We start from the raw sequence: 20,385 nt of genomic DNA, 5'->3' as shown, positions 1-20,385 counted from the left end.
ACGCGGGGTATGACGCCGGATCGCCCTGGGATAGCGGGCGGGCACCTTCGGTCGCGCCTAGCGCCGCCCTTTGCCGCGGATCAGACGAAGGACGTAAAGCCCGACGATGGCGATCAGGATGACATTCGTTACCGGGTTCAGCCAACCCGAAACCTTTTCGTATTGCGTGCCGAGGATATACCCCGCGCCGGTCAGGAAGCTGGTCCAGATCGCGGTTCCGGCGAGCGAAATCACCAGAAACCGCATGAGCGGCATGTTCGCGAAACCGGCCGGGACGGAGATGACCGTTCGGATCGCCGGCACCATGCGACCCCAGAAGACCGCCGAATCCTCGTGGCGCTTGAACTTGTCCTCGGCCTTCTCAAGGCTCTCGGTCGTCAGGGTGAGCCACCAGCCGTGCTTTTCGACGAATGCATAAATCCTGTCGCGGCTGAGCTTCTGGGCCGCGAAATACCACAGCCATGTGCCGGCCAGCGTGCCGATACTGCCGGCGATCACCGTCAGGATCGGGTTCAGCTCGCCGGTCTGCGACAGATACCCCCCGAGCGGCATGATGATCTCGGACGGGATCGGGGGAAAGACGTTCTCCAGGAGCATCAGAAAGGCAATGCCGAGATATCCGCCCGCTTCCACAATGCCGGTGAGCCAATCGAACATATCCCGCCTCTCGTCTTGTCCTGGCGGGATAACCTCTTGCGGCGGCGCGATGTTCCCTAGTCGCTTCGCCTCAGCGCGCCGCGTAGAGCGCGCGCGTCCAGGCTTTCGGAGACATGAGGCTTCGGGGCGAACCCCATGCGCTCCATCGCCTCGGCCTCGCGCGGATGGGGCCGTGCGGTCACCGATGCAGCGATAAGCCCCGCGAGTTGCCGTTTCGATCCCGAAGCGGCCTTGAGCCGCGACAGCGCCGGGAGCAGGAGCTGTTCGATCTCGTTGAAATCGGTGCCGAGCGGGAAAGACGGCAGGAGTTCCGTGAAAGGCCCAAGCCAGTCGCGCAGCGTTTCTGGCAGATTGTTGCGATGCGCCTCGGGGATACGATAGGACTGCGCGATCTTACCCGCGCGCTTTGCCTCGGCCAGAAGCTGCGGCTGGAACCGGCTGTCCGCGATGGCCAGAAGCCGGGCGATCACCGCCTCGTCGGTCTGGCCGCGCAGATCGGCGGCGCCGTATTCGGTGACGACGATATCGCGCATATGGCGCGGCACGGTCGTGACCGGCACCTGCCAGACGATGTTCGACGTGACCTCGCCTCCCGCCTCGCGCGTAGCGGGAAGCGTCAGCACCGCGCGCCCGCCTTCGAGCGCGAAGGCCTGTTCGAAGAAATTGAACTGCCCGCCGACGCCGCTCACCACCTGTCCGGGTTTCGCGGAATCGGACATCGCATCGCCCAGCAGGCTGACCTGCATGGCACCGTTGACGAAACGCGCCTCGATGCGCGCCGCGCGCTTGGACGCCTCATCGCCGTAAAGCGCGTTGGTGAAGCTGACGGGCATCATGTGGATTTTCCCGCGCCGCTCCTCGGGCATGTCGCGCAGGCGTTCATACATGGCGCGTGCATCGACGAAGAACCCGGCATGGATCGCCGCGCCATCCACCTCGCGCCGCAGGATACCTTCGTCTAGCAGCGCAACGAGGCCGCCGACGAGCATTTCGGTAACAGCGTAAAGCCCCGTTTTGAACGGCGCGACAGCCTCTCCGGTCAGCGGAAAGGGCGCGCTGTCCCAGACCGGGTTCAGCGCCGCCCGGTCGCGCAGTCGGAGCGCGTGGGCCACCGCATCGCCGATCGCACCGATGCCGATCTGCAGCGTTCCGCCATCCTCGATCAGCCGCGAGACATGCAGCGCGATGGCGTGGTTGCGCGGCGATACGGGCCGGCGCACCGCCGAGAAGAGTTCGAACTCATGTGGCGGCTCGAGCAGCATCTCGAACTCGCCGATATCGAGAACGGCGGTCCCGTCGAGGAACGGGAGGCGGTTGTTCACCTCTCCAACCGCCATGAAATCGAGCGCGCCATCGCTGCGCATATCGAACAGATCGGCGGAAATATCGGTGTTGCAGCTGAGCGAAATCTCGTCCCCCTGCCGGGGCATGAGCTGCGACAGCACGTTCGGCCGCTGCGCGATCAGCACGTCCCGCGCATGGGTGTAGTTGGCCGCGATATAGTTGCGCTGCGCATAGTCCACACCGAGCCATTCGCCGGCCTGAAAGAAGAACTCCGACACGCGGATATTTTCCGGCAACTCGCCCGATTTGATCAGATCGGCATAAAGCAGCGCGGGATAGGCGCCGAAGAGCCGGTCCATCGCCGGTTCGAGAAAGCGCCGTTCGAGATCGGACGAAGGGTCCGGCCGCATCAGCGTCAGCGCGGTGAAGATCGACAGGTCGAGCGACGCATCGTCCAGCGCGGCGCGCGTCAGCGCATTGACGAGCGTGACCGGCTTGCCCAGACCCAGCGGAAGGGCGAGCCGGACGGTGCCATCCATCCGCTCGAAAATCCGAGCCGCCATGTCGTCGGGGTCAGAGAATATCTGCGGCCTGTCAACCAAGTGCCCCCCATCCGTCATCCGGGGCAAACCGATCACCATACTTACCCTGCAACTCTTTCAACCTGCGAGGGATTTCGTCAACCCCCCGCGCATGAGCATAGTGCATCGGTCCGCCCCGGAACGGAGCCCAGCCGGTCGCGAAGATCATCGCGGCATCCACCTGGTCCTCGTCTTGCGCCACATCCTTGCGCAGCACCTCGACACATGCGTCGAGCATGGGCAGGATCAGACGGTCGGTGATGTCCTCGGGCAAGTCGCGATCCGTTTGGGGATGCGGTGTGCCGTCCGACCAGTCATAGAAGCCCTGCCCGCTTTTCTTACCAAGCTTTCCGGCATCGACCTTGTGCCGCAGATCACTTGAAATCTCTGCCATCGGCTTGTCGAGTGTCTCGCGGAGCGATTCCGCCACGTGCAAACAGATATCCAGCCCGACCTGGTCGGCGAGCGTGACCGGTCCCATGGGCATGCCGAACCGTAGCGCGGCGCTATCGATGACCTCCTTGGGAACGCCCTCGTCCATCAGCACCATCGCCTCCATGAGATAGGGCGTAAGCGCACGGTTGACGACGAAGCCGGGGTAGTCGGCGACCTTGGCAGGCAGCTTGCCTATGGCACCGCAAAAGGCGGCGAGCCGGTCTGCGGTGTTCTTGTCGGTTTTGGTGCCGCCCACCACTTCGACCAGATCGATCTGCGAAACCGGATTGAAGAAATGCAAGCCCGCAAAGCGCGTTTTTACCGGAGCGTGGGCGGCCAGTTCATCGACCGAAAGGCTCGACGTGTTGGTTGCCAAAATCGCGCCTTTCTTCATACGGTCCTTGAGCCCGTCATAGATCTTGCGCTTGATCTCGACGGTTTCCGGCGCGGCCTCGATCACCAGATCGGCGCGGGCGATGCCGTAGCCTTTCGGGTCGGGCATCAGCCGATCGAGTGCATCGCGCGTCTCAATGCGGCTGAGGTGTTTCTTTTCGCAAATATTGCCGGCCTGCTTGACCGCCTTGCCGAGCGGTTCGGTCTCCACATCGCCAAGCGTGACTGTCTTGCCCTTGATCGCCGCCATCGCCGCGATCTCGCCGCCCATCGCGCCGGCACCGATGACATGGACATGGGAAATCCCGTCCTCGCCGCGCCCGGCTTCCTTGAGCTTTTGCTGAAGGAAGAACACCCTGCGCAGGTTCTCCGATGTATCCGTCTTGAGCAGGGCGGCGAAACTCTCGATCTCGGCGCGCTGCATTTCCTTGCGGTCGTCGCCATGCTCTTCCCAAAGATCGATGAGCGCGTGCGGAGCCGGATAATGCTCTTTCGGAGCCTTCTTTTCGGTCTCGCTGCGCATCTTGCGGGCGACAAGCCCGCGCGCCTGATCGAAGGACAGCGCCTGCGCCTTGAGCCCCTGCGATTGCCTTTCGATCTCCCCATTCGCGGCCGCCCGGACCGCGGCGGCGACATGACGCTCGCGCACCACCGCATCGGCAATGCCGAGCGATTTGGCCTTCTTGGTATGTGCGGTCTTGCCCGTCAGCATCAGCGTCATCGCCTCTGTCGGATCGATCAGCGCGGGCAGGCGGAAGGTGCCGCCAAGGCCGGGATGCAGGCCAAGCTGCACTTCGGGAAAACCGAAGGACGCGCCATCGACCGCGATGCGGTAATCGCAGGCCAGCGCCAGTTCGAACCCCGCGCCAAGCGCCGCGCCGTGAACGACGCAGATCGTCGGGCAATTCAGCGCCTCGATCCGGTCGAGCACATCATGCCCCTGCCGCAGCAGATCCGCCGCGCCCTCATCCGACATCGCGTCGAAAGAGGTGATATCGGCCCCGGCGGCAAAGCCCTTCGGCTTGGCCGAGCGGATCACCAGCGCCTTGGGCAGATCGCTCTCCGCCGCGGCGACATGGGTTTCCAGCTCGCGGATCACCCCTTGGGAAATGGTGTTCGTGCCGGTCCCGGTCTTGTCGAGCACAAGCCAGAGGATGCCGTCCTCATCGGTGCCGCTGCGCCAGTTGCCTTCCGCCTCGCCCACCGGGCCAAGCTCGATCATACCGTCTTCGAGATAGCTCAGAACAGGTCCCGTCATCACACAGCCTCCAGCAACATTGCACCGCCCAGACCGCCGCCGATACATTCGGTCGCGATCCCGCGCTTTGCCCCGCGCTGCTTCATCGCGTTGGCCAGATGCAGCACGATGCGGTTGCCGCTCGTGCCGACGGGATGGCCCAGCGAAATAGCCCCGCCATCGACATTGAGCCGGTCGCGGTCGATCCGCCCGAAGGCGCCATCGAGCCCGAGCACCTCGCGGCAGAAACCCTCGTCGTTCCACGCGGCGAGGCAGGCGAGCACTTGCGCCGCGAAGGCTTCGTTGAGCTCCCAGAGATCCACATCCTCGACGCCCAGACCATTGCGTTTGGCGAGCGGGGTGGAGCACAGGACCGGCCCCAGCCCCATCACCGCCGGGTCGAGCCCGGCCCATTCGCTGTCCTTGATCTCGGCGATTGGCGTCAGCCCATGCTCCTCAACCGCCTGTTCGGAAGCGAGGATGCACCAGCTTGCCCCGTCGGTGATCTGGCTGGAATTGCCCGCCGTGACCTTGCCATAGGGCGGCTCGAAGACCGGCTTGGGCTTGGCGAGCCCCTCCATATCGCTATCGGGCCGCACGCCGTCGTCGTGCTCGTAAACCGTGCCGTCCCGCGCGAAGGCGGGCATGACCTCATTATCGAGCGTGCCATCCTCCTGCGCCGTGGCGAGCCGGTGATGGCTTTCCATCGCGTAGGCATCGGCGGTGCGCCGGTCGATCCCGAAGCGATGCGCCAGCACCTCGGCGGTCTGGCCCATGCTGAGTTCGGTGATCGGATCGGTCAACCCGCGCTCCAACCCGACGACGGGCTTGAAGAATTCCGGCTTGATCCCGGTCAGCATCTTCGCCTGCGCCATCGGCCCCTTTGCATTGTTCAACCGCCCGAACCATTCGACCGCCGATTGACGAAGCGTCAGCGGCGCATGGCTCAGCGCCTCCGCGCCGCCGGCAAGGATCATCTGGTGCGATCCCGAACGGATGTAGCGATAGGCGGTGTCGATGCTCTGCATCCCAGAGCCGCAATTGATCTGCACTGAAAACGCGACCGTTGTCTCCGGCAGCCCGAGCCGCAGCGCGGCGACGCGCGCCGGGTTCATCTCGTCCGCAATGACGTTGACGCAGCCGAGGATCACCAGATCGAAGGCCGCTTTGTCGAATGTCTGCCTTGCCAGCAGGGGCCGGCCCGCCTGCACCGCCAGATCGACGGGGGTGAAGGGGCCGGGCTTGCCCTGCGCCTTGAGAAACGGCGTGCGCGCGCCATCGACAAGGAACACGCGCTGCTCTTTCACATCGGTCATTCCGCGGCCTCCTTCGGATCGGTCTCGTAGGACGTGCGGTCATGCAGCGTGTAGTTCGGGAAATAGCGCAAGAGCTCTTCCTGATCGTAATCGTCCACCGCGACGACTTCGGCGACGAGACGGTTCATCGCCTGAATATCGTCCCATTCCGCATCGCTCAGGATACCGGCCTCGCACGCTTCCTGCGGGGTCTTGCGCGCCTCCCGCAGGCGCTTCATCACCGGTGCCATCTCGATCACCTTGGCATAGCATTCGTTGAGCACCATCACCCCGTCGCGGTTGCACCCATCGGCCAGCCGCCCGGTGATCCGGTCGCGCGTTGGCGATGGCTCGTAGATCAGATCGCTGCATTCTTCGGTCAACTCATCGCTCGGCGCGGGCTGCACATCGCCCGGCCATGTGAAAAAGCGCAGCACCCAGGCGGCGGGGCGGTTCGGCAGATTGGCGATCACATCGTTGAGCGAGGATTGAATCCGCGTGAACGCATCCTGCGCCGTGTATTCGAGCACCGGCAGATCGGCGCGCTGGCGACCCTCGTCCTCCCACCGCTTGAGCGCCGCCGACAGGATATACATCTCCGACAGGATGTCGCCCATCCGGCCCGAGATCATCTCCTTGCGCTTGAGCGCGCCGCCCAGCGTCAGGAAGAGGAAATCAGCCGTCAGCGCGTAGGCCGCCGACCATCGCGCAAGCTGCCGGTAGATCGGCGTCGCCTTGCCCGCAGGGGGCGCGGGCGCGAACCGTCCGCCGGTGATCGCCCGACCCCAGGAACGGAACAGCGTTTTCGTCGCGTGGCCGACATGCGCCCAGAAAGACTTGTCGAACATATCGAGCGATTTGTCCGGGTCGTCTTCCTGCAGCGCCAGCATGTTGTCGAGCATGTGAGGATGCGCGCGGATCGAGCCTTGCCCGAAGATGATGAGCGAGCGCGTAACGATATTCGCGCCCTCCACCGTGATCCCGATGGGCACGGCGCGGTAGAGCGGCAGAAGGTAGTTCGACGGCCCGTCGATCACCGCCTTGCCGGAATGCACATCCATTGCATCGTTGAGCGCCTCGCGCATCCGGTAGGTCGCATGGGCCTTCATGATCGCGGAAATCACGCTCAGCGCGCGGCCTTCATCCAGCCCCGCACAGGTCAGATGGCGCGCGGCATCCATCGCGTAGGCATCGGCCGCCAGCCGCCCCATGCGCGCTTGCACGCCGCCGAATTTGCCGATCGGCAGGTTGAATTGCTGGCGGATGCGCGCATAGGCACCGGTCGTATGGGCAGAAAGCGCAATTGCGGCGCAGCCCATCGAGGGCAGCGAAATCCCCCGCCCTGCGGCCAACGCACTCATCAGCATCATCCAGCCGCGCCCGGCATAATCCGGCCCGCCGATGATGTGATCGAGCGGGATGAACACGTCCTTGCCGGTGGTCGGCCCGTTCATGAACATGGTCGAGGACGGCAGATGCCGCCGCCCGGTTTCCACCCCGTCCAGATGCGTCGGCACCAGCGCGCAGGTGATGCCGATATCCTCTTCGCCGCCCAAAAGCCCGTCAGGGTCGCGCAGCTTGAAGGCCAGCCCCAGAACGGTGCAGAGCGGCGAGAGCGTGATATAGCGCTTGGCCCAGTTGAGCCGGATGCCCAGCACCTCCTCGCCGTCCCACTGTCCTTTGCAGACGATGCCCTCATCCACCATCGCGCTCGCGTCCGATCCGGCCTCGGCGCTGGTGAGGCCGAAGGCGGGCAATTCGGTCCCCTCGGCCAGACGCGGCAGCCAGTAATCCTTTTGCGCGTCCGTGCCGAACTGGTGCAGCAATTCCCCCGGCCCGAGCGAGTTGGGCACCATCACCGTCACCGCCGTGGCGACCGACCGGGTCGAGATGTAGCGCACGATCTCGGAGTGGGCGAAGGCCGAGAACCCGAGCCCGCCGTGGGATTTCGGAATGATCATCCCGAAGAATTTCTTCTCGCGCAGGAATTTCCAGACCTCGGCCGGGAGATCGCCATCCTCGTGATTGATCTTCCAGTCATCGACCATGCCGCACAATTCCTTGCACGGCCCGTCGAAGAACGCCTGTTCCTCCGCGCTCATCTGCGGCGCTTTCACGGCGCGCAATTTGGACCAGTCGGGGTTGCCCGAGAAAAGCTCGGCCTCCCACCAGACCTCCCCGGCATTGAGCGCCTCGCTCTCGGTCGAGGACAGCGAGGGCAACGCGCCCTTGGCCCATTTGTGAATCGGTTTCGTCAGGTATTTCTTGCGAAAATCGTTCATGGCATCCCCCTGATCGCAGAAACCCGTCAAAGGCAGTACAAGTTCCCGCTTTCAGTAGGGCGCAGGCCATAACGTCACGTCAAGCGCGCTATGCTTGGTTTCGGGCGTGGCGATGCGACCATTTGGCCTTGCGCGAAGGGGCATCGTTGCCGGAATGATCTTGACTATTTCTGTAGGATAACGATATTCGCCTTGAAACGTGGCGAGGTTTTCATGCCCAAGGTTCCCAGCCCCTGTATCGATGTCTGCAAGTTCAAGCGCAACGGGCACTGCATCGGCTGTTCGATGACCAAGGCGCAGAAATCCGCGTTCAAGGCGCTCGACAAGAACAAGCATCGCGCGGCTTTCGTGGAGCTTGTGATGGCGCAGCAAAGCGCGATGGGCCGCTATGCGCATTGGCCCGGCGCCTATGCCAAGAAATGCCGAAAAAAGGGCGCGGCCCTTCCCGGCGCGATGAAAGACGAGGCCGCGTGACCGGCGCGGCGAGAGGACCACTACGATGACGACAGCGCTCCGCAAACCCGAAACGCCGCTCGCGCTTCCCGATTATACCCCGGAGTTCGGCCGGCCGATTCTCGCCCATCTGCGCCATGTGGCGCGCGACGCACGGTGCAAATCCTATGTCGATCTTTTCGGAGCCTGCGCCGCGCTGTCGGGCAATCGCCAGATTGCGGCCAATGCCGCCTCCGAGGTGCTGATGCGCTGCCTGTCGCAGGCACTTGGCCGTCGGCCGGTGCTGTTCCGCGAGGGGGAGCGGGACACGTCTTTCGACGAGAAATGGCTGCTCGCCCTTGCGCGCGCTCTGAAACACGAGGACACGGCGAGCGCGACTTTCCTTCTCAATTCCCGCGTTCCCAAACATGCGCGGCGCAATCTGGTCTTTTTGCTGCGGAATGTGATCGACGGTTTCGAACAAGTTTAGAAAGATTCTAAATTGGCTTGCGTTGGGCGGCTGCGATGCCTAGATTGGCGTCAAGCCAGCCAGCTGCCGTGCCAGCCAGCCTCTAACTTAGATCATAGGAGCCGGACATGACCCAGACCGCACAATCGCTTTCCACCGATGCCGCCACCGCCATCGCCGATGCGCTTAACCAATGCGTCGCCGAAACGGCCGTGACGACGATGCTTGCACATAATTTCCATTGGAACGTGACGGGCATGGCTTTCGGGCCGTTGCACGAGCTGTTCCAGACGATTTACGAGGATCATTTCGTCGGGCAGGACGATCTGGCCGAGCGCGTCAAGGCGCTCGAAGCGCATGCCGAGGGCACGCTGGCCGGGATGCTCAAGCGCTCCAAGGTGGCCGAGGCCGAGGGAACGCCATCCGCGGAAGAAATGATCCGTCTTCTCAAGGAAGCGCAGGAAACGCTGGCCGAGACACTCGGCGGTGCCGGCGAGCTTGCCGCCAAGCATGGCGACACGCTGACCGAAGACCTTTGCATCGAGCGTGGCCGCACGCACGAGAAATTCGCCTGGATGCTGCGCGCGCATCTGCGCTGAGGCCCGCCTCCGGCACCGGACTGAAGGGTGATCGCCACGCGGTCACCCTTTTTTGTTTCGGCGCGCCTCTTCCAGTTCCCGCAGAATGGCATCGGTATGCTCCCCAAGCCGGGGCGCGATGCGGCGCAATTCGGGGCCGTTCCCGGATTGCTTGATCGGAAAGCCGAGGATTTTCATCGGCTCCCCATCGGGCGTTTCGGTTGCCAGCGCCATGTCGCGATGCGCGATCTGCGGATCGCTCAACAGCGCCTGTTCGACGGTCTGAACCGGCCCTGCCGGAACCCCGGCGGAGTTGAGCCGGGCGATCCAATCGTCGGTCGTTCCCGCGCGCAGGCGCGCCTCGACTTCCGCATTGATCGCAGCGCGGTGGCGCATCCGCGCGGCATTGCCTGCAAAGCGCGGATCGTCCAGCAAATCGCGGCATCCCAGGGTGGCGAAAAGTCGCTCCACCATCACGTCATTCGACGGGGCGATGGCGATATGCCCGTCCGAGGTTTCGAAAAGCCCGTAAGGCGCGACCAGAGGATGATCGTTGCCCGCACGCGGCAAGGGCTGGCCGGTGGCGAACACTTCGGTCGCCATATAGGCCAGAAGGCTCACCATGCTGTCGGCCATAGCCACATCGATGCTCTTGAACCGGCGCGTCTCGCGCGGCACGGCCAGCGCGGCGGCGATCCCGAGTGCGGCGTAAAGCCCGGCGGCCAGATCGCTGATCGGAATCCCCGAGCGCAGCGGCGGACCATCCGGATCGCCATTGGTCCACATGAAGCCGCTCATCGCCTGCGCGACGAAATCGAAGGCGGGGCGGTCGGCATAGGGGCCGCTCTGGCCGAAGCCCGAGATATGGCACGCGATCAGACGCGGATTGAGCGCCGCCAGCGCCGCGTCCGAAAGCCCCATCCGCGCCATCGTGCCGGGTTTGAAATTATCGACCAGCACATCGGCCCCGGCGATCAGCTCGCGCAGCACCGCCATGCCATCCTCGCTGCGCAGATCGAGCACGATGGAGCGTTTGTTGCGGTTGAAGGACGCGAAATAGGCGCTGGTCTCGCCGACCATGCTGCCCTGCCCGCGCAGCGTATCGCCTGCCGGTGTCTCGACCTTGATGACATCCGCGCCCAGATCGGCAAGCTGCTGCGTGCAGAACGGGCCGGAAATGACCCGCGTGAGGTCGATGACGCGAAAGCCGTGCAGCGACATGGATCAGCCGACCGCCCGTTCGATACCGTCCAGCGGTTGCGTGGCGCCGATGGGCGGCGCCTTGAGCAGGCGGCCCGGAAGTTCCCGGCCCAGCTGCTCCGACAGCCAGCGGCCATGTTCGACCAGCTTGCCCAGATCGAAGCCGGTCTCGTGGCCCTCGGCGTGCAGGAAATGCACCAGATCCTCGGTGGCGACATTGCCCGTTGCGCCGGGCGCGAAGGGGCAGCCGCCGATCCCGCCGAGCGAGCTTTCGTAGCGCGTGATGCCGAGCGACAGCCCGGCCATCACATTGGCCAGCGAAAGACCGCGTGTGTCGTGCAGATGCAGCACCAGCCCGACCTGCGGCAGCGCCTTTTGCAGCGACGAGACGGTGACGCTCACCTGGCTGGGAATGGCGGTGCCGATCGTATCGCCGAGCTTCATCTCCTCGAAGCCAAGATCGTGCAGGCCCCGCGCCACACGCAAGACTTGATCCAGCGGCGTGATCCCCTCGAACGGACAGCCGAAGGAGGCGGCCAGCGCTGCAACCGGCTTGCGCCCTTCGGTGCGGGCCAATTCGACGACCGGCTCCAGCCGCGCGATGGCCTCGTCTACCGAACAATTGCTGTTCGCCTGGCTATGGCTCTCGGTGACCGACAGGAAACAGACCCATTCCTGCGCGCGCGTCTTCGCTGCCCGCTCCGCGCCGCGCAGATTGGGCACCAGCGCCTGGAGAACCACATCCTCCGGGACATCGAGCCCGGCCAGCACCGCCTCGGCATCGGCCATCTGTGGCACGGCACGCGGGGAGACGAAACTCGTCACCTCGAACCGCCGCGCACCGGCATCGACAGCGCGGTGAATGAGTTCGATCTTGGTCTCCGTCGGCACCGGCACCGGCTCGTTCTGCAGCCCGTCCCGCGAGCCGACCTCGGTGATCTCGATCTTCATCTGGCGCCCCTCCCCGTTCGCGCGATCCTCGTTCCTGCGCCATAGCACAGCACGGGCGGCGCGGGAACTGCCCCGATAAATCCTTGCGAATGAACGCGCCCTCGCGCATTGTCCGGCCAGCCCCGCGCCAGACGGGGCGCCCATCGAAAGCGCAACCGGGAGGAAACACGATGCGCCTCATACCCCTCGCCTCTACCAGCCTCGGCCTGATCGCCGGCGCGTTCATCTCCGTCTCCGCAAGCACCGCCACTGCGGCCGAGTGCATTGCCCCCTCGAACCCCGGCGGCGGCTGGGATTTCACCTGCCGCACCATCGGGCGCATCCTGACCGAGCTGGACCTCGTCGAGGGCAATGTGCAGATCACCAACATGCCGGGCGGCGTTGGCGCGGTGACTTACGCGATGGTCGCCTCCGAACGGGCCGACGATCCCGAACTGATCGTCGCCACCTCGACCGTGGGCATCACGCAGATCGCGCAGGGCCGCTACCCGGCGCCGCTCGACGCGATGCGCTATCTTGCCATGCTGGGCGCGGATGTGGGCGTGATCGCCGTCGATAACGACAGCGAGATCCAGTCGCTCGAAGATCTGAACGAGATCATGGTGAACGATCCCGGCTCGATCACAACCGCCGGCTCGTCCTCCGCGGGCGGCTGGGACCATTTGCGCCTGCTGATGGTCGCTCGCGAGGCGGGACTGGAGAACCTCGGCGATCTGCGCTGGGTGCAGTTCGATGGCGGCACCGATGCCGTCACGCAGATGATGGGCGGGCAGATCGATGTCGTCTCCACCGATATCGGCGAAATTGCGGGCTTCATCGAATCGGGCGATATCCGCATCCTCGCCGCGCTTTCGGACGAGCCGATCCCGGCCTTCCCGGACATTCCCACCGCCAAGAGCCAGGGCATCGACGTGACCGGCTACAACTGGCGCGGGCTCTATACCGGCGGAGAGGTTTCGGACGAGGAATACCAGGAATGGGTCTCCGATCTCGAAACGCTCTACAATTCCGATCAATGGCAGCAGGCGGCAGTCGATTTCGGCCTGGTGCCGATCTGGCGCGGCGGCGATGAATTCGAAGCCTATGTGCGCGAGCAGCGCGATATCATGGAAGAGCTGTCACGCGATATCGGCGTCATCGAATAATGAGCATCAGACTGGCGGGCGCCGCGATCTTCATGGTCGCGGCGGTCTATACGTGGTTCGGCTCCGGCTATAGCGCGCCTTTCGGCGATGTGCTGGGGCCAAGCGTCTTTACCTTGATCGTCGGCATCCCCACGATGCTGCTCTCTGCATCGCTCGTGGCCTTCCCGTCGGGCCAGACCGATTGGCCGGACAAGAGCGGCTGGCTGCGGCAGGGCGCGGCACTGGCGATCCTCTTCGGCTATGCCGCGACGCTCAAGGGGCTGGGCTTTCCCATCGCCACCTTCTTTCTCATTGCGCTTCTGGGCATCACGCTCGGCGGCAAGCCGGTCAAATCGCTGATCCTCGGCGCGGTTATGTCGCTCTTTCTCTGGGCTCTGTTCGATCAGGTGCTGGGCCTACCGCTCGCCTTTCTCGGCGCGTATTTCGGAGGGCGCTGATGGAAACGCTCAACCTTCTGGCGGTCGGTTTTTCCGTCGCGCTGACGCCGCTGAATATCGCGCTTTTGCTGCTCGGCTGCTTTTCCGGCACGCTGATCGGCGCGCTTCCGGGGCTCGGGCCGGTCAATGGCGTGGCGATCCTCATTCCGCTCACATTCGCCTTCGGCTTCGATGCCACCTCCTCGCTGATTCTGCTCTCGGCGGTCTATTTCGGCTGCATGTATGGCGGGCGCATCTCCTCCATCCTGCTCAATATTCCGGGCGACGAGCCTGCGGTGATGACCACCCTCGACGGCTTTCCGATGAGCCAACAGGGCCGCGCAGCCGATGCGCTGGCGATCTCGGGCGTCGCCTCCTTTGTCGGCGCCACCATCGCGGTGATCGGCCTGTCGATGTTCGCGCCCCTGCTGGCGCGCGCGGCGATCTATTTCGGCCCGGCGGATTACTTCGCGCTTTATATCATGGCGTTCGCCACCATCGGCGGGGTCGCCGGCGTGGACCCGCGCAAGACGCTGCTGTCGGCGCTGATCGGGCTGATGATCGCGACTGTCGGGATCGATCCGATCTCGGGCATACCGCGTTTCACCGATGGCAATTACCATCTATATGACGGGATCGAACCTATCGTTGCACTGGTCGGGCTCTTCGCGATTTCCGAGATCCTGATGATGCTCGGCTCCCGCGCCGGAGAGGCGACGCGCGCGGTGCGGATCGATTCGTGGCTGCCGGATTTCCGGTCCATCCTCGCGACGCGGTGGGCAATGCTGCGCGGCTCGCTGATCGGTTTCGTCGCCGGGGTGCTGCCCGGCGCGGGCGCATCGCTCGGTTCGGTCATGTCCTATTCGATGGAGAAACAGGCCAGCGACAAGCACGGCACCTTCGGCAAGGGCGATCCGCGCGGCGTGGCGGCACCCGAGGCGGGCAACAACGCGGCATCGGGCGGCGCGCTGATCCCGATGCTGTCGCTCGGCGTGCCGGGATCGGGCACCACCGCCGTGATGCTGGCGATGCTGATATCGCTCAACGTGCAGCCCGGCCCGCTGCTGTTCGAACGCCAGCCGGAGCTTGTCTGGGGGCTGGTCGCCTCGCTCTACATGGCAAATATCGCGCTTCTGGTGCTCAACCTGCCGATGATCGGCCTGTTCACCCGGCTGATGGCGGTGCCGACATGGGCGCTCATGCCCATCGTCGCGGCGGTCAGTTTCGTCGGCGTCTTCTCGATCTCCAACTCGACCTTCGATCTGCAGGTGATGATCGCCTTCGGCATCCTCGGCTACCTGCTGCGCAAGTTCGACATCAGCCTCGTTCCGCTGGTGCTGGGCCTGCTTCTGGGCGGCGACATGGAGCGCAATCTGCGCCGTGCCATGTCGATCTCGGATGGCGATTGGAGCATCTTGATCGCCAGCCCGATCTCGGTCACGCTCTACGTGCTGACGGCAGGGTTCCTCGCGCTATCGGTCTGGCTCGCCCTGCGCGACCACCGGCGCGAGAAGGAACGGGCCTTGCTGGACTAGCGCCAGTTCAGCACGACCTTGCCCGATTGCCCCGACTTCATCGCGGCGAAGCCCTGTTCGAAATCCGCCATGTCGAACCGGTGGGTAATGACGCGGCTCACATCCAGCCCGTTCTGCAGCATGGCGATCATCTTGTACCACGTCTCGAACATCTCGCGACCATAGACGCCCTTTATCGTGATCGCCCTGAACACGATGCGCGACCAGTCCACCGGGGATTTGCCCGGCGGGATGCCCAGCAGCGCGATCTTGCCACCCATGATGAGCGCCTCGACCATCTGATCGAGCGCCTGCTGGCTGCCGGACATCTCCAGCCCCACATCGAAGCCCTGTTTCATGCCAAGCTCGCGGATCACATCGCGCAGATCCTCGCGGCTCGGATCGACGGTGCGGGCGCTAGGGCAGACCTCCGCCGCGAGCTGCAAGCGGCTCGGGTTGATATCGGTGATAACAATGTGCCGCGCGCCGGCATGGCGGGCGACGGCGGCGGCCATGATGCCGATTGGGCCGGCGCCGGTGATGAGCACATCTTCCCCCAGCAGATCGAAGCTGAGCGCGGTGTGCACGGCGTTGCCCAAAGGATCGAGGATCGCGCCGATCTCGTCGGGAATGTCGTCGGGCAGAGGCACGACGTTGAAGGCGGGAAGCCGCAGATATTGCGCGAAGGCGCCCTGCACGTTCACCCCAATCCCCCGCGTGCCCGGATCGAGATGGAACTTGCCCGACCGGCTCTGCCGGCTCTCGCTGCCGACCACATGCCCCTCGCCGGAACAGCGCTGCCCGATCTGAAGCCCGGTCACATTGCGCCCGATCTCCACGATCTCCCCGGCGAATTCATGTCCGGTGATGAGCGGCACCGGTACCGTCGCGGCGGCCCAGTCGTCCCAGTTCCAGATATGGATATCGGTGCCGCAGATGCCGGTTGCGTTGATGCGGATGAGCACATCGTCAGGTCCGATCTCGGGCACCGGCGCCTGCACCTTCCAAAGCCCCTCTTCGGGGCGCGATTTCTCCAGCGCGGTCATGGTGTTCGGAAGGCTCATGCGATCACCCCCAGGCCCTTGCCCGCGGTTTCGGACGCCGCCAAAGCGCGGTCAAGCTGATCGCGCGTCAGCGCGGCGTTCATCTGCGTGCGAATGCGCGCCTGCCCGTGCGGGACGACCGGGTAGAAGAAGCCCGAGACATAGACGCCTTCGTCGAACAATCGCGCCGCCATGTCCTGCGCCAGCTGCGCCTCGCCCAGCATCACGGGGATGATGGGATGCTCTCCGGGCAGCAGATCGAAGCCGAGCGCGGCCAGCCCGTCGCGCCAATAGCGCGCGTTGTCGAAAAGCCTCTCGCGCAGATCGGCCCCCTCCTCCACCAGCCGCAACGCCTCGATCCCGGCGGCGAGGATCGCGGGCGGCAGGGCGTTGGAGAAAAGATAGGGCCGCGAGCGTTGGCGCAGCAGGTCGATCACCGGCTGCGGCCCGGCGGTAAAGCCCCCGAGCGCACCGCCAAGCGCCTTGCCGAGCGTGCCGGTGACGATATCGGCGCGGGTGCCGAAATGATCGGGCGTGCCGCCGCCCTTCGGCCCCATGAAGCCCGTGGCATGGCAATCATCGACCATCAGAATGGCGTCATATTCGTCGGCCAAACGGCGCAATTCGGGCAGGTTGGCAAGCGTGCCATCCATCGAGAAGACGCCATCGGTCGCGATCATCACATGCCGCGCGCCCGCCTGCCGCGCTTCTTTCAGCCGCGCCTCCAGGGCCTCCATGTCGTTGTTGTCATAGCGATACCGCTTCGCCTTGCAGAGCCGGATACCGTCGATGATCGATGCGTGATTGAGCGCATCGGACACCACCGCATCCTCCGGCCCCAGAAGCGGCTCGAACAGCCCGCCATTGGCGTCGAAACAGGCGGCATAGAGGATCGCGTCCTCCATCCCCAGAAACGCCGCCAGCCGCTCTTCCAACGCACGGTGCAGATCCTGCGTGCCGCAAATGAACCGAACCGAGGCCATGCCGAAGCCCTTGTCCTCCATCGCATCGCGAGCGGCGCGGATAAGATCGGGGTGATCGGCCAGACCGAGATAATTGTTGGCGCACAGATTGATGACCTCGCGCCCCGCCACCGCGATTTCGGCCCCTTGCGGGGAGGTGATGAGCCTTTCGCGCTTCATCAGCCCGTCCTTATCGATTTGCGAGAGCGTGTCTTGAAGACGGCGCAGAAATGGGGCGGACACGGCGATTCTCCTTATGCGGCGCGCATCTTGTGTAACACGCGGCGCGGCGGTTTCCAGACGGGGCGAAACCCGCCGCCGGTGCGCTGAAATTATGCAGGAAATCCCATAAGCCGAACCTCAATTATCAAAGAAACCGATAAAGAGCTGTCGCGGCAATGAGGGTGGTCTGATCGCGCCGGCGCGCACATAGTCTGGACAACCCGTGAAACGATAGGATTCCCCATGTCCAAGACCTATTACGCCCCGACCGGCGGGCATCCCGGCCAGGATCAGCTTTTGACAGATCGCGCGATCTTTACCGATGCCTATGCGGTGATCCCCAAAGGCACGATGCGCGACATCGTCACCAGCTTCCTGCCTTTCTGGGACAAGACCCGTCTTTGGGTCATCGCCCGCCCCCTCAGCGGTTTCGCGGAAACGTTTTCGCAATATATCATGGAAGTCTCGCCCGGCGGCGGCTCTGACCAGCCGGAAAGCGATCCGGGTGCCGAGGGCGTGCTCTTCGTGGTCGAGGGCAGCGCCACGCTGACCGTCAACGGGCAGGAACATACGCTCGAAGAGGGCGGCTATGCCTTCATCCCGCCCAGCAGCGACTGGACGCTATACAACCGCACCGATGCCATGCTGCGCTTTCACTGGATTCGAAAGGCCTATGAGGAAGTGCCGGGCCTGCCGCATCCCGATGTGGTGATCTCCAGCGACAAGGAGATCGAGCCGACCGTCATGCCCGACACCGACGGCAAATGGGCGACGACGCGTTTCGTGGACCCGAACGATCTTCGCCACGACATGCACGTCACCGTCGTGACCTTCGAGCCGGGCGCGGTGATCCCGTTCCTGGAAACCCATGTGATGGAGCACGGGCTTTACGTTCTCGAAGGCAAGGCAGTCTACAAGCTCAACAACGATTGGGTCGAGGTCGAGGCAGGCGATTACATGTGGCTCCGCGCCTTCTGCCCGCAGGCCTGCTATGCGGGCGGTCCGGGCAAGTTCCGGTATCTGCTCTACAAGGACGTCAACCGGCACATGAACCTGCGCGCGCTTTCGGCGCCCGCGCGCGCTAGCGCATCGTTCAAGACTGCGGCGGAGTAACCTCACCGCCGATGGCATGCGACAATGCCCCTGCGGCCTCGCGCACATGGGCGCTCAGGCTTTCGATATTCTCCGGGCTGACACGGCTTGTCGGCCCGGATACGGAAATCCCCGCAACCGCGACCTGGCTCAGATCGAAGACCGGCGCCGCGATGCAGCGCATTCCGAGGTTCCGTTCCTGTTCATCCACCGAATAGCCTCGGGCCCGGATCGCCGCCAGGTCGGCCATCAGCGCGGTCGGGTCGGTGATCGTATGTTCGGTGAACGCCTCCAGCCTCCCGCCCGTCATCCGGCGCAGACGTGGCGCGTCCATCTCGGCCAGAAGCGCCTTGCCGATGCCCGAGGCGTGCAACGGCGACAGCGTGCCGGGCGGAAAAAAGGCGCGGATGCTGGCATGGGTTTCCACTTGGCTCAGGAACAGCACGGCGCCTTCCTTCTCGACGCCCAGATTGGCGGTCTCGCCCGTCGCCTCCATCAGTTGCCGCAGGATCGGCTGCGCGCGCTCCACAAGGCTCGACCGTCGCAGGAAACGCGCCCCGATGACAAAGGCGCGCGGCCCGATATGCCAAATCTGCTCGACAGGGTCGAACTCCACCAACCCGCGCCCTTCGAGCGTGACAAGGATGCGGTAGACCGTGGCGGGCGATTGGCCCATCTCGGCGGAAATCGCGCCGAGCGCCTTGCCCTGCGCTTCGCTCAGGTATTCGAACACCTCCATCGCGCGATCGAGCGATTTGATCGTGTTCTGGGCTGTCTTGTCGTCCCAATCCCGCGGTCTGCCCCGCGCGCGGCGCGGCGCCGCTCTGCCATTTTCTTGGGATTCCATAAGATGCCTGCGGTAATTTGTGAAAGACAAATTCATACTATGAAAAATATAAGAGCATGACAACGCGGGATTTTTCCAAACGGGGTAAAAATGAAAAACGATTTCAAAAAAATGTCCCTGTTCAGTGCCATCCGCTAGAAAGATGCCAACGACTTCAAGGAGATGGTCATGAGCTTCCAAAACCCCGTTTTCATTCCCGGCCCCACCAACATGCCCGAGCCGATCCGTCAGGCGTGCTACATGCCGACGATCGATCACCGCTCGCCCATGTTCGGCAAGATCCTGCATCCGGTGCTGGACGGCGTGCGCCGCATCCTGAAATCGGACAAGGCGCATATCTTCATCTTTCCCTCGACCGGCACGGGCGGCTGGGAAACCGCGCTGACCAACACGCTGTCCAAGGGCGACAAGGTCCTGGCTGCGCGCAACGGCATGTTCAGCCACCGCTGGATCGACATGTGCCAGCGCCACGGGCTTGACGTTCAGGTCGTCGAAACCCCCTGGGGTCACGGGCTGCCGGCGGACAAGTATGAGGAAATCCTCAAGGCCGACACGAACCACGAGATCAAGGTCGTTCTGGCCACGCATAACGAAACCGCGACCGGCGTGAAATCCGACATCGCGGCCGTGCGCAAGGCTCTGGATGCGGCGGATCACCCGGCGATGCTGTTCGTCGATGGCGTCTCCTCCATCGGGTCGATGGATTTCCGTTTCGACGAATGGGGCGTCGATGTTGCCGTGACCGGGAGCCAAAAGGGCTTCATGCTGCCCGCCGGCCTCGCCATCGTGGGTTTCTCCGAAAAGGCCCGCGCCGCGACCGAAACCGCCGATCTGCCGCGCACCTTCTTCGACATCCGCGACATGGAAAAGGGCTATGCCAACAACGCTTATCCCTACACGCCGCCCGTCGGGCTGATGCGCGGGCTGAAGCTGTCGATCGAGATGATCGAGGATGAAGGGCTGGAAAACGTCTTTGCCCGCCATCACCGCATTGCCACCGGCGTGCGCAAGGCCGTCGATGCCTGGGGTCTGGAGCTTTGTGCCGTCTCGCCCGAGGTCTATTCCGACAGCGTTTCCGCGATCAAGACGCCCGAGGGGTTCAACGCGACGGATATCGTCACCCGCGCTGCCGAGAAATACGGCATGGCCTTCGGTGTCGGTCTTGGCGAAGTTGCCGGCAAGGTGTTCCGCATCGGGCATCTGGGTTCGCTCACCGACGCGATGATGCTGTCCGGGCTGGGCGTTGCCGAAATGGTGATGGTCGATCTCGGTCTCGACATTAAGTTGGGCTCCGGGGTGGCCGCCGCGCAGGAATTCTACCGCCACGGCTCCTGAGCCCCGCAACGCACG

Annotated in this window: 18 protein-coding genes; 8 read left to right on the top strand and 10 right to left on the bottom strand. The window is 64.1% G+C overall.

Annotated features, from left to right (window positions below; genetic code table 11):
- Positions 1-57: 57 nt before the first annotated feature.
- The 5 genes from M3465_RS13355 to M3465_RS13335 are packed head-to-tail and all read right to left on the bottom strand — an operon-like array spanning position 58 to position 8,164.
- On the bottom strand, positions 58-657 hold the full coding sequence (locus tag M3465_RS13355; RefSeq protein ID WP_249502262.1) for a DedA family protein: 600 nt from the start codon (positions 655-657) through the stop codon (positions 58-60).
- Positions 658-713: 56 nt separating this feature from the next.
- Positions 714-2,543 carry an acetyl-CoA hydrolase/transferase C-terminal domain-containing protein gene (locus M3465_RS13350; RefSeq protein WP_249502261.1) on the bottom strand — a complete coding sequence of 610 codons (1,830 nt, stop codon included), beginning with the start codon at positions 2,541-2,543 and terminating at the stop codon, positions 714-716.
- Positions 2,536-4,608 carry a 3-hydroxyacyl-CoA dehydrogenase NAD-binding domain-containing protein gene (locus tag M3465_RS13345; protein ID WP_249502260.1) on the bottom strand — a complete coding sequence of 691 codons (2,073 nt, stop codon included), beginning with the start codon at positions 4,606-4,608 and terminating at the stop codon, positions 2,536-2,538. The genes M3465_RS13350 and M3465_RS13345 overlap by 8 nt, the downstream gene beginning before the upstream one ends.
- Positions 4,608-5,903: an acetyl-CoA C-acetyltransferase gene (locus M3465_RS13340; protein WP_249502259.1), complete on the bottom strand. Its 1,296-nt coding sequence runs from the start codon at positions 5,901-5,903 to the stop codon at positions 4,608-4,610. Before M3465_RS13340 ends, M3465_RS13345 begins: the two co-directional genes overlap by 1 nt.
- Positions 5,900-8,164 carry an acyl-CoA dehydrogenase gene (locus M3465_RS13335; protein WP_249502258.1) on the bottom strand — a complete coding sequence of 755 codons (2,265 nt, stop codon included), beginning with the start codon at positions 8,162-8,164 and terminating at the stop codon, positions 5,900-5,902. Before M3465_RS13335 ends, M3465_RS13340 begins: the two co-directional genes overlap by 4 nt.
- A gap of 213 nt (positions 8,165-8,377) precedes the next feature.
- Between M3465_RS13335 and M3465_RS13330 the strand changes: the two genes are divergently transcribed.
- From M3465_RS13330 to M3465_RS13320, 3 genes are all read left to right on the top strand, one after another.
- Positions 8,378-8,638, top strand: coding sequence for a DUF1289 domain-containing protein (locus tag M3465_RS13330; protein ID WP_249502257.1), 261 nt, complete (start codon positions 8,378-8,380; stop codon positions 8,636-8,638).
- Positions 8,639-8,663: 25 nt separating this feature from the next.
- Positions 8,664-9,086: a hypothetical protein gene (locus tag M3465_RS13325; RefSeq protein WP_249502256.1), complete on the top strand. Its 423-nt coding sequence runs from the start codon at positions 8,664-8,666 to the stop codon at positions 9,084-9,086.
- Positions 9,087-9,193: 107 nt separating this feature from the next.
- Entirely contained in the window at positions 9,194-9,664 is a 471-nt protein-coding gene (locus M3465_RS13320; RefSeq protein ID WP_249502255.1) for a Dps family protein, read from the top strand.
- Positions 9,665-9,706: 42 nt separating this feature from the next.
- Here M3465_RS13320 and M3465_RS13315 read toward each other — a convergent pair whose 3' ends face one another.
- Positions 9,707-10,864 carry a CaiB/BaiF CoA transferase family protein gene (locus tag M3465_RS13315; RefSeq protein ID WP_249502254.1) on the bottom strand — a complete coding sequence of 386 codons (1,158 nt, stop codon included), beginning with the start codon at positions 10,862-10,864 and terminating at the stop codon, positions 9,707-9,709.
- 3 nt (positions 10,865-10,867) lie between these two features.
- A complete protein-coding gene (locus tag M3465_RS13310; protein ID WP_249502253.1) occupies positions 10,868-11,794 on the bottom strand; it encodes a hydroxymethylglutaryl-CoA lyase in 927 nt (308 codons plus the stop codon).
- 170 nt (positions 11,795-11,964) lie between these two features.
- Between M3465_RS13310 and M3465_RS13305 the strand changes: the two genes are divergently transcribed.
- Genes M3465_RS13305 through M3465_RS13295 form a run of 3 tightly spaced genes read left to right on the top strand, consistent with a single transcriptional unit; the run spans position 11,965 to position 14,890 of the window.
- Positions 11,965-12,939 (top strand): Bug family tripartite tricarboxylate transporter substrate binding protein, encoded by a 975-nt coding sequence (locus M3465_RS13305; protein WP_249502252.1) that lies wholly within the window; start codon positions 11,965-11,967, stop codon positions 12,937-12,939.
- A complete protein-coding gene (locus M3465_RS13300) occupies positions 12,939-13,376 on the top strand; it encodes a tripartite tricarboxylate transporter TctB family protein (RefSeq protein WP_249502251.1) in 438 nt (145 codons plus the stop codon). The genes M3465_RS13305 and M3465_RS13300 overlap by 1 nt, the downstream gene beginning before the upstream one ends.
- Positions 13,376-14,890 (top strand): tripartite tricarboxylate transporter permease, encoded by a 1,515-nt coding sequence (locus tag M3465_RS13295; RefSeq protein ID WP_249502250.1) that lies wholly within the window; start codon positions 13,376-13,378, stop codon positions 14,888-14,890. The genes M3465_RS13300 and M3465_RS13295 overlap by 1 nt, the downstream gene beginning before the upstream one ends.
- Here M3465_RS13295 and tdh read toward each other — a convergent pair.
- Together tdh and M3465_RS13285 are read right to left on the bottom strand one after the other, a co-directional pair.
- A complete protein-coding gene (tdh, locus tag M3465_RS13290) occupies positions 14,887-15,915 on the bottom strand; it encodes an L-threonine 3-dehydrogenase (RefSeq protein WP_249502377.1) in 1,029 nt (342 codons plus the stop codon). The two genes, M3465_RS13295 and tdh, sit on opposite strands and share 4 nt — an antisense overlap.
- Before the next feature lie 14 nt (positions 15,916-15,929).
- Complete coding sequence (locus tag M3465_RS13285) at positions 15,930-17,117, bottom strand: glycine C-acetyltransferase (protein WP_249502249.1); 1,188 nt, start codon at positions 17,115-17,117, stop codon at positions 15,930-15,932.
- Positions 17,118-17,339: 222 nt separating this feature from the next.
- Here M3465_RS13285 and M3465_RS13280 point away from each other — a divergent pair, with 222 nt between their 5' ends.
- A complete protein-coding gene (locus tag M3465_RS13280) occupies positions 17,340-18,209 on the top strand; it encodes a bifunctional allantoicase/(S)-ureidoglycine aminohydrolase (protein ID WP_249502248.1) in 870 nt (289 codons plus the stop codon).
- On the opposite strand, the gene bhcR is transcribed toward M3465_RS13280, so the two are convergent.
- A complete protein-coding gene (gene bhcR, locus M3465_RS13275; RefSeq protein WP_249502247.1) occupies positions 18,190-19,035 on the bottom strand; it encodes an HTH-type transcriptional regulator BhcR in 846 nt (281 codons plus the stop codon). The genes M3465_RS13280 and bhcR overlap by 20 nt on opposite strands.
- A gap of 168 nt (positions 19,036-19,203) precedes the next feature.
- Between bhcR and bhcA the strand changes: the two genes are divergently transcribed.
- Positions 19,204-20,370, top strand: a complete 1,167-nt coding sequence (gene bhcA, locus M3465_RS13270) for an L-aspartate--glyoxylate aminotransferase BhcA (RefSeq protein WP_249502246.1) — start codon at positions 19,204-19,206, stop codon at positions 20,368-20,370.
- Positions 20,371-20,385 lie beyond the last annotated feature (15 nt).

Source organism: Marivita sp. GX14005, from assembly GCF_023370775.1.
In the GTDB taxonomy this organism is placed as follows: Bacteria; Pseudomonadota; Alphaproteobacteria; order Rhodobacterales; family Rhodobacteraceae; genus Marivita.
The sequence above is the reverse complement of the archived record's forward strand: the minus strand, read 5'-3'. Positions and strand labels throughout refer to the sequence as shown.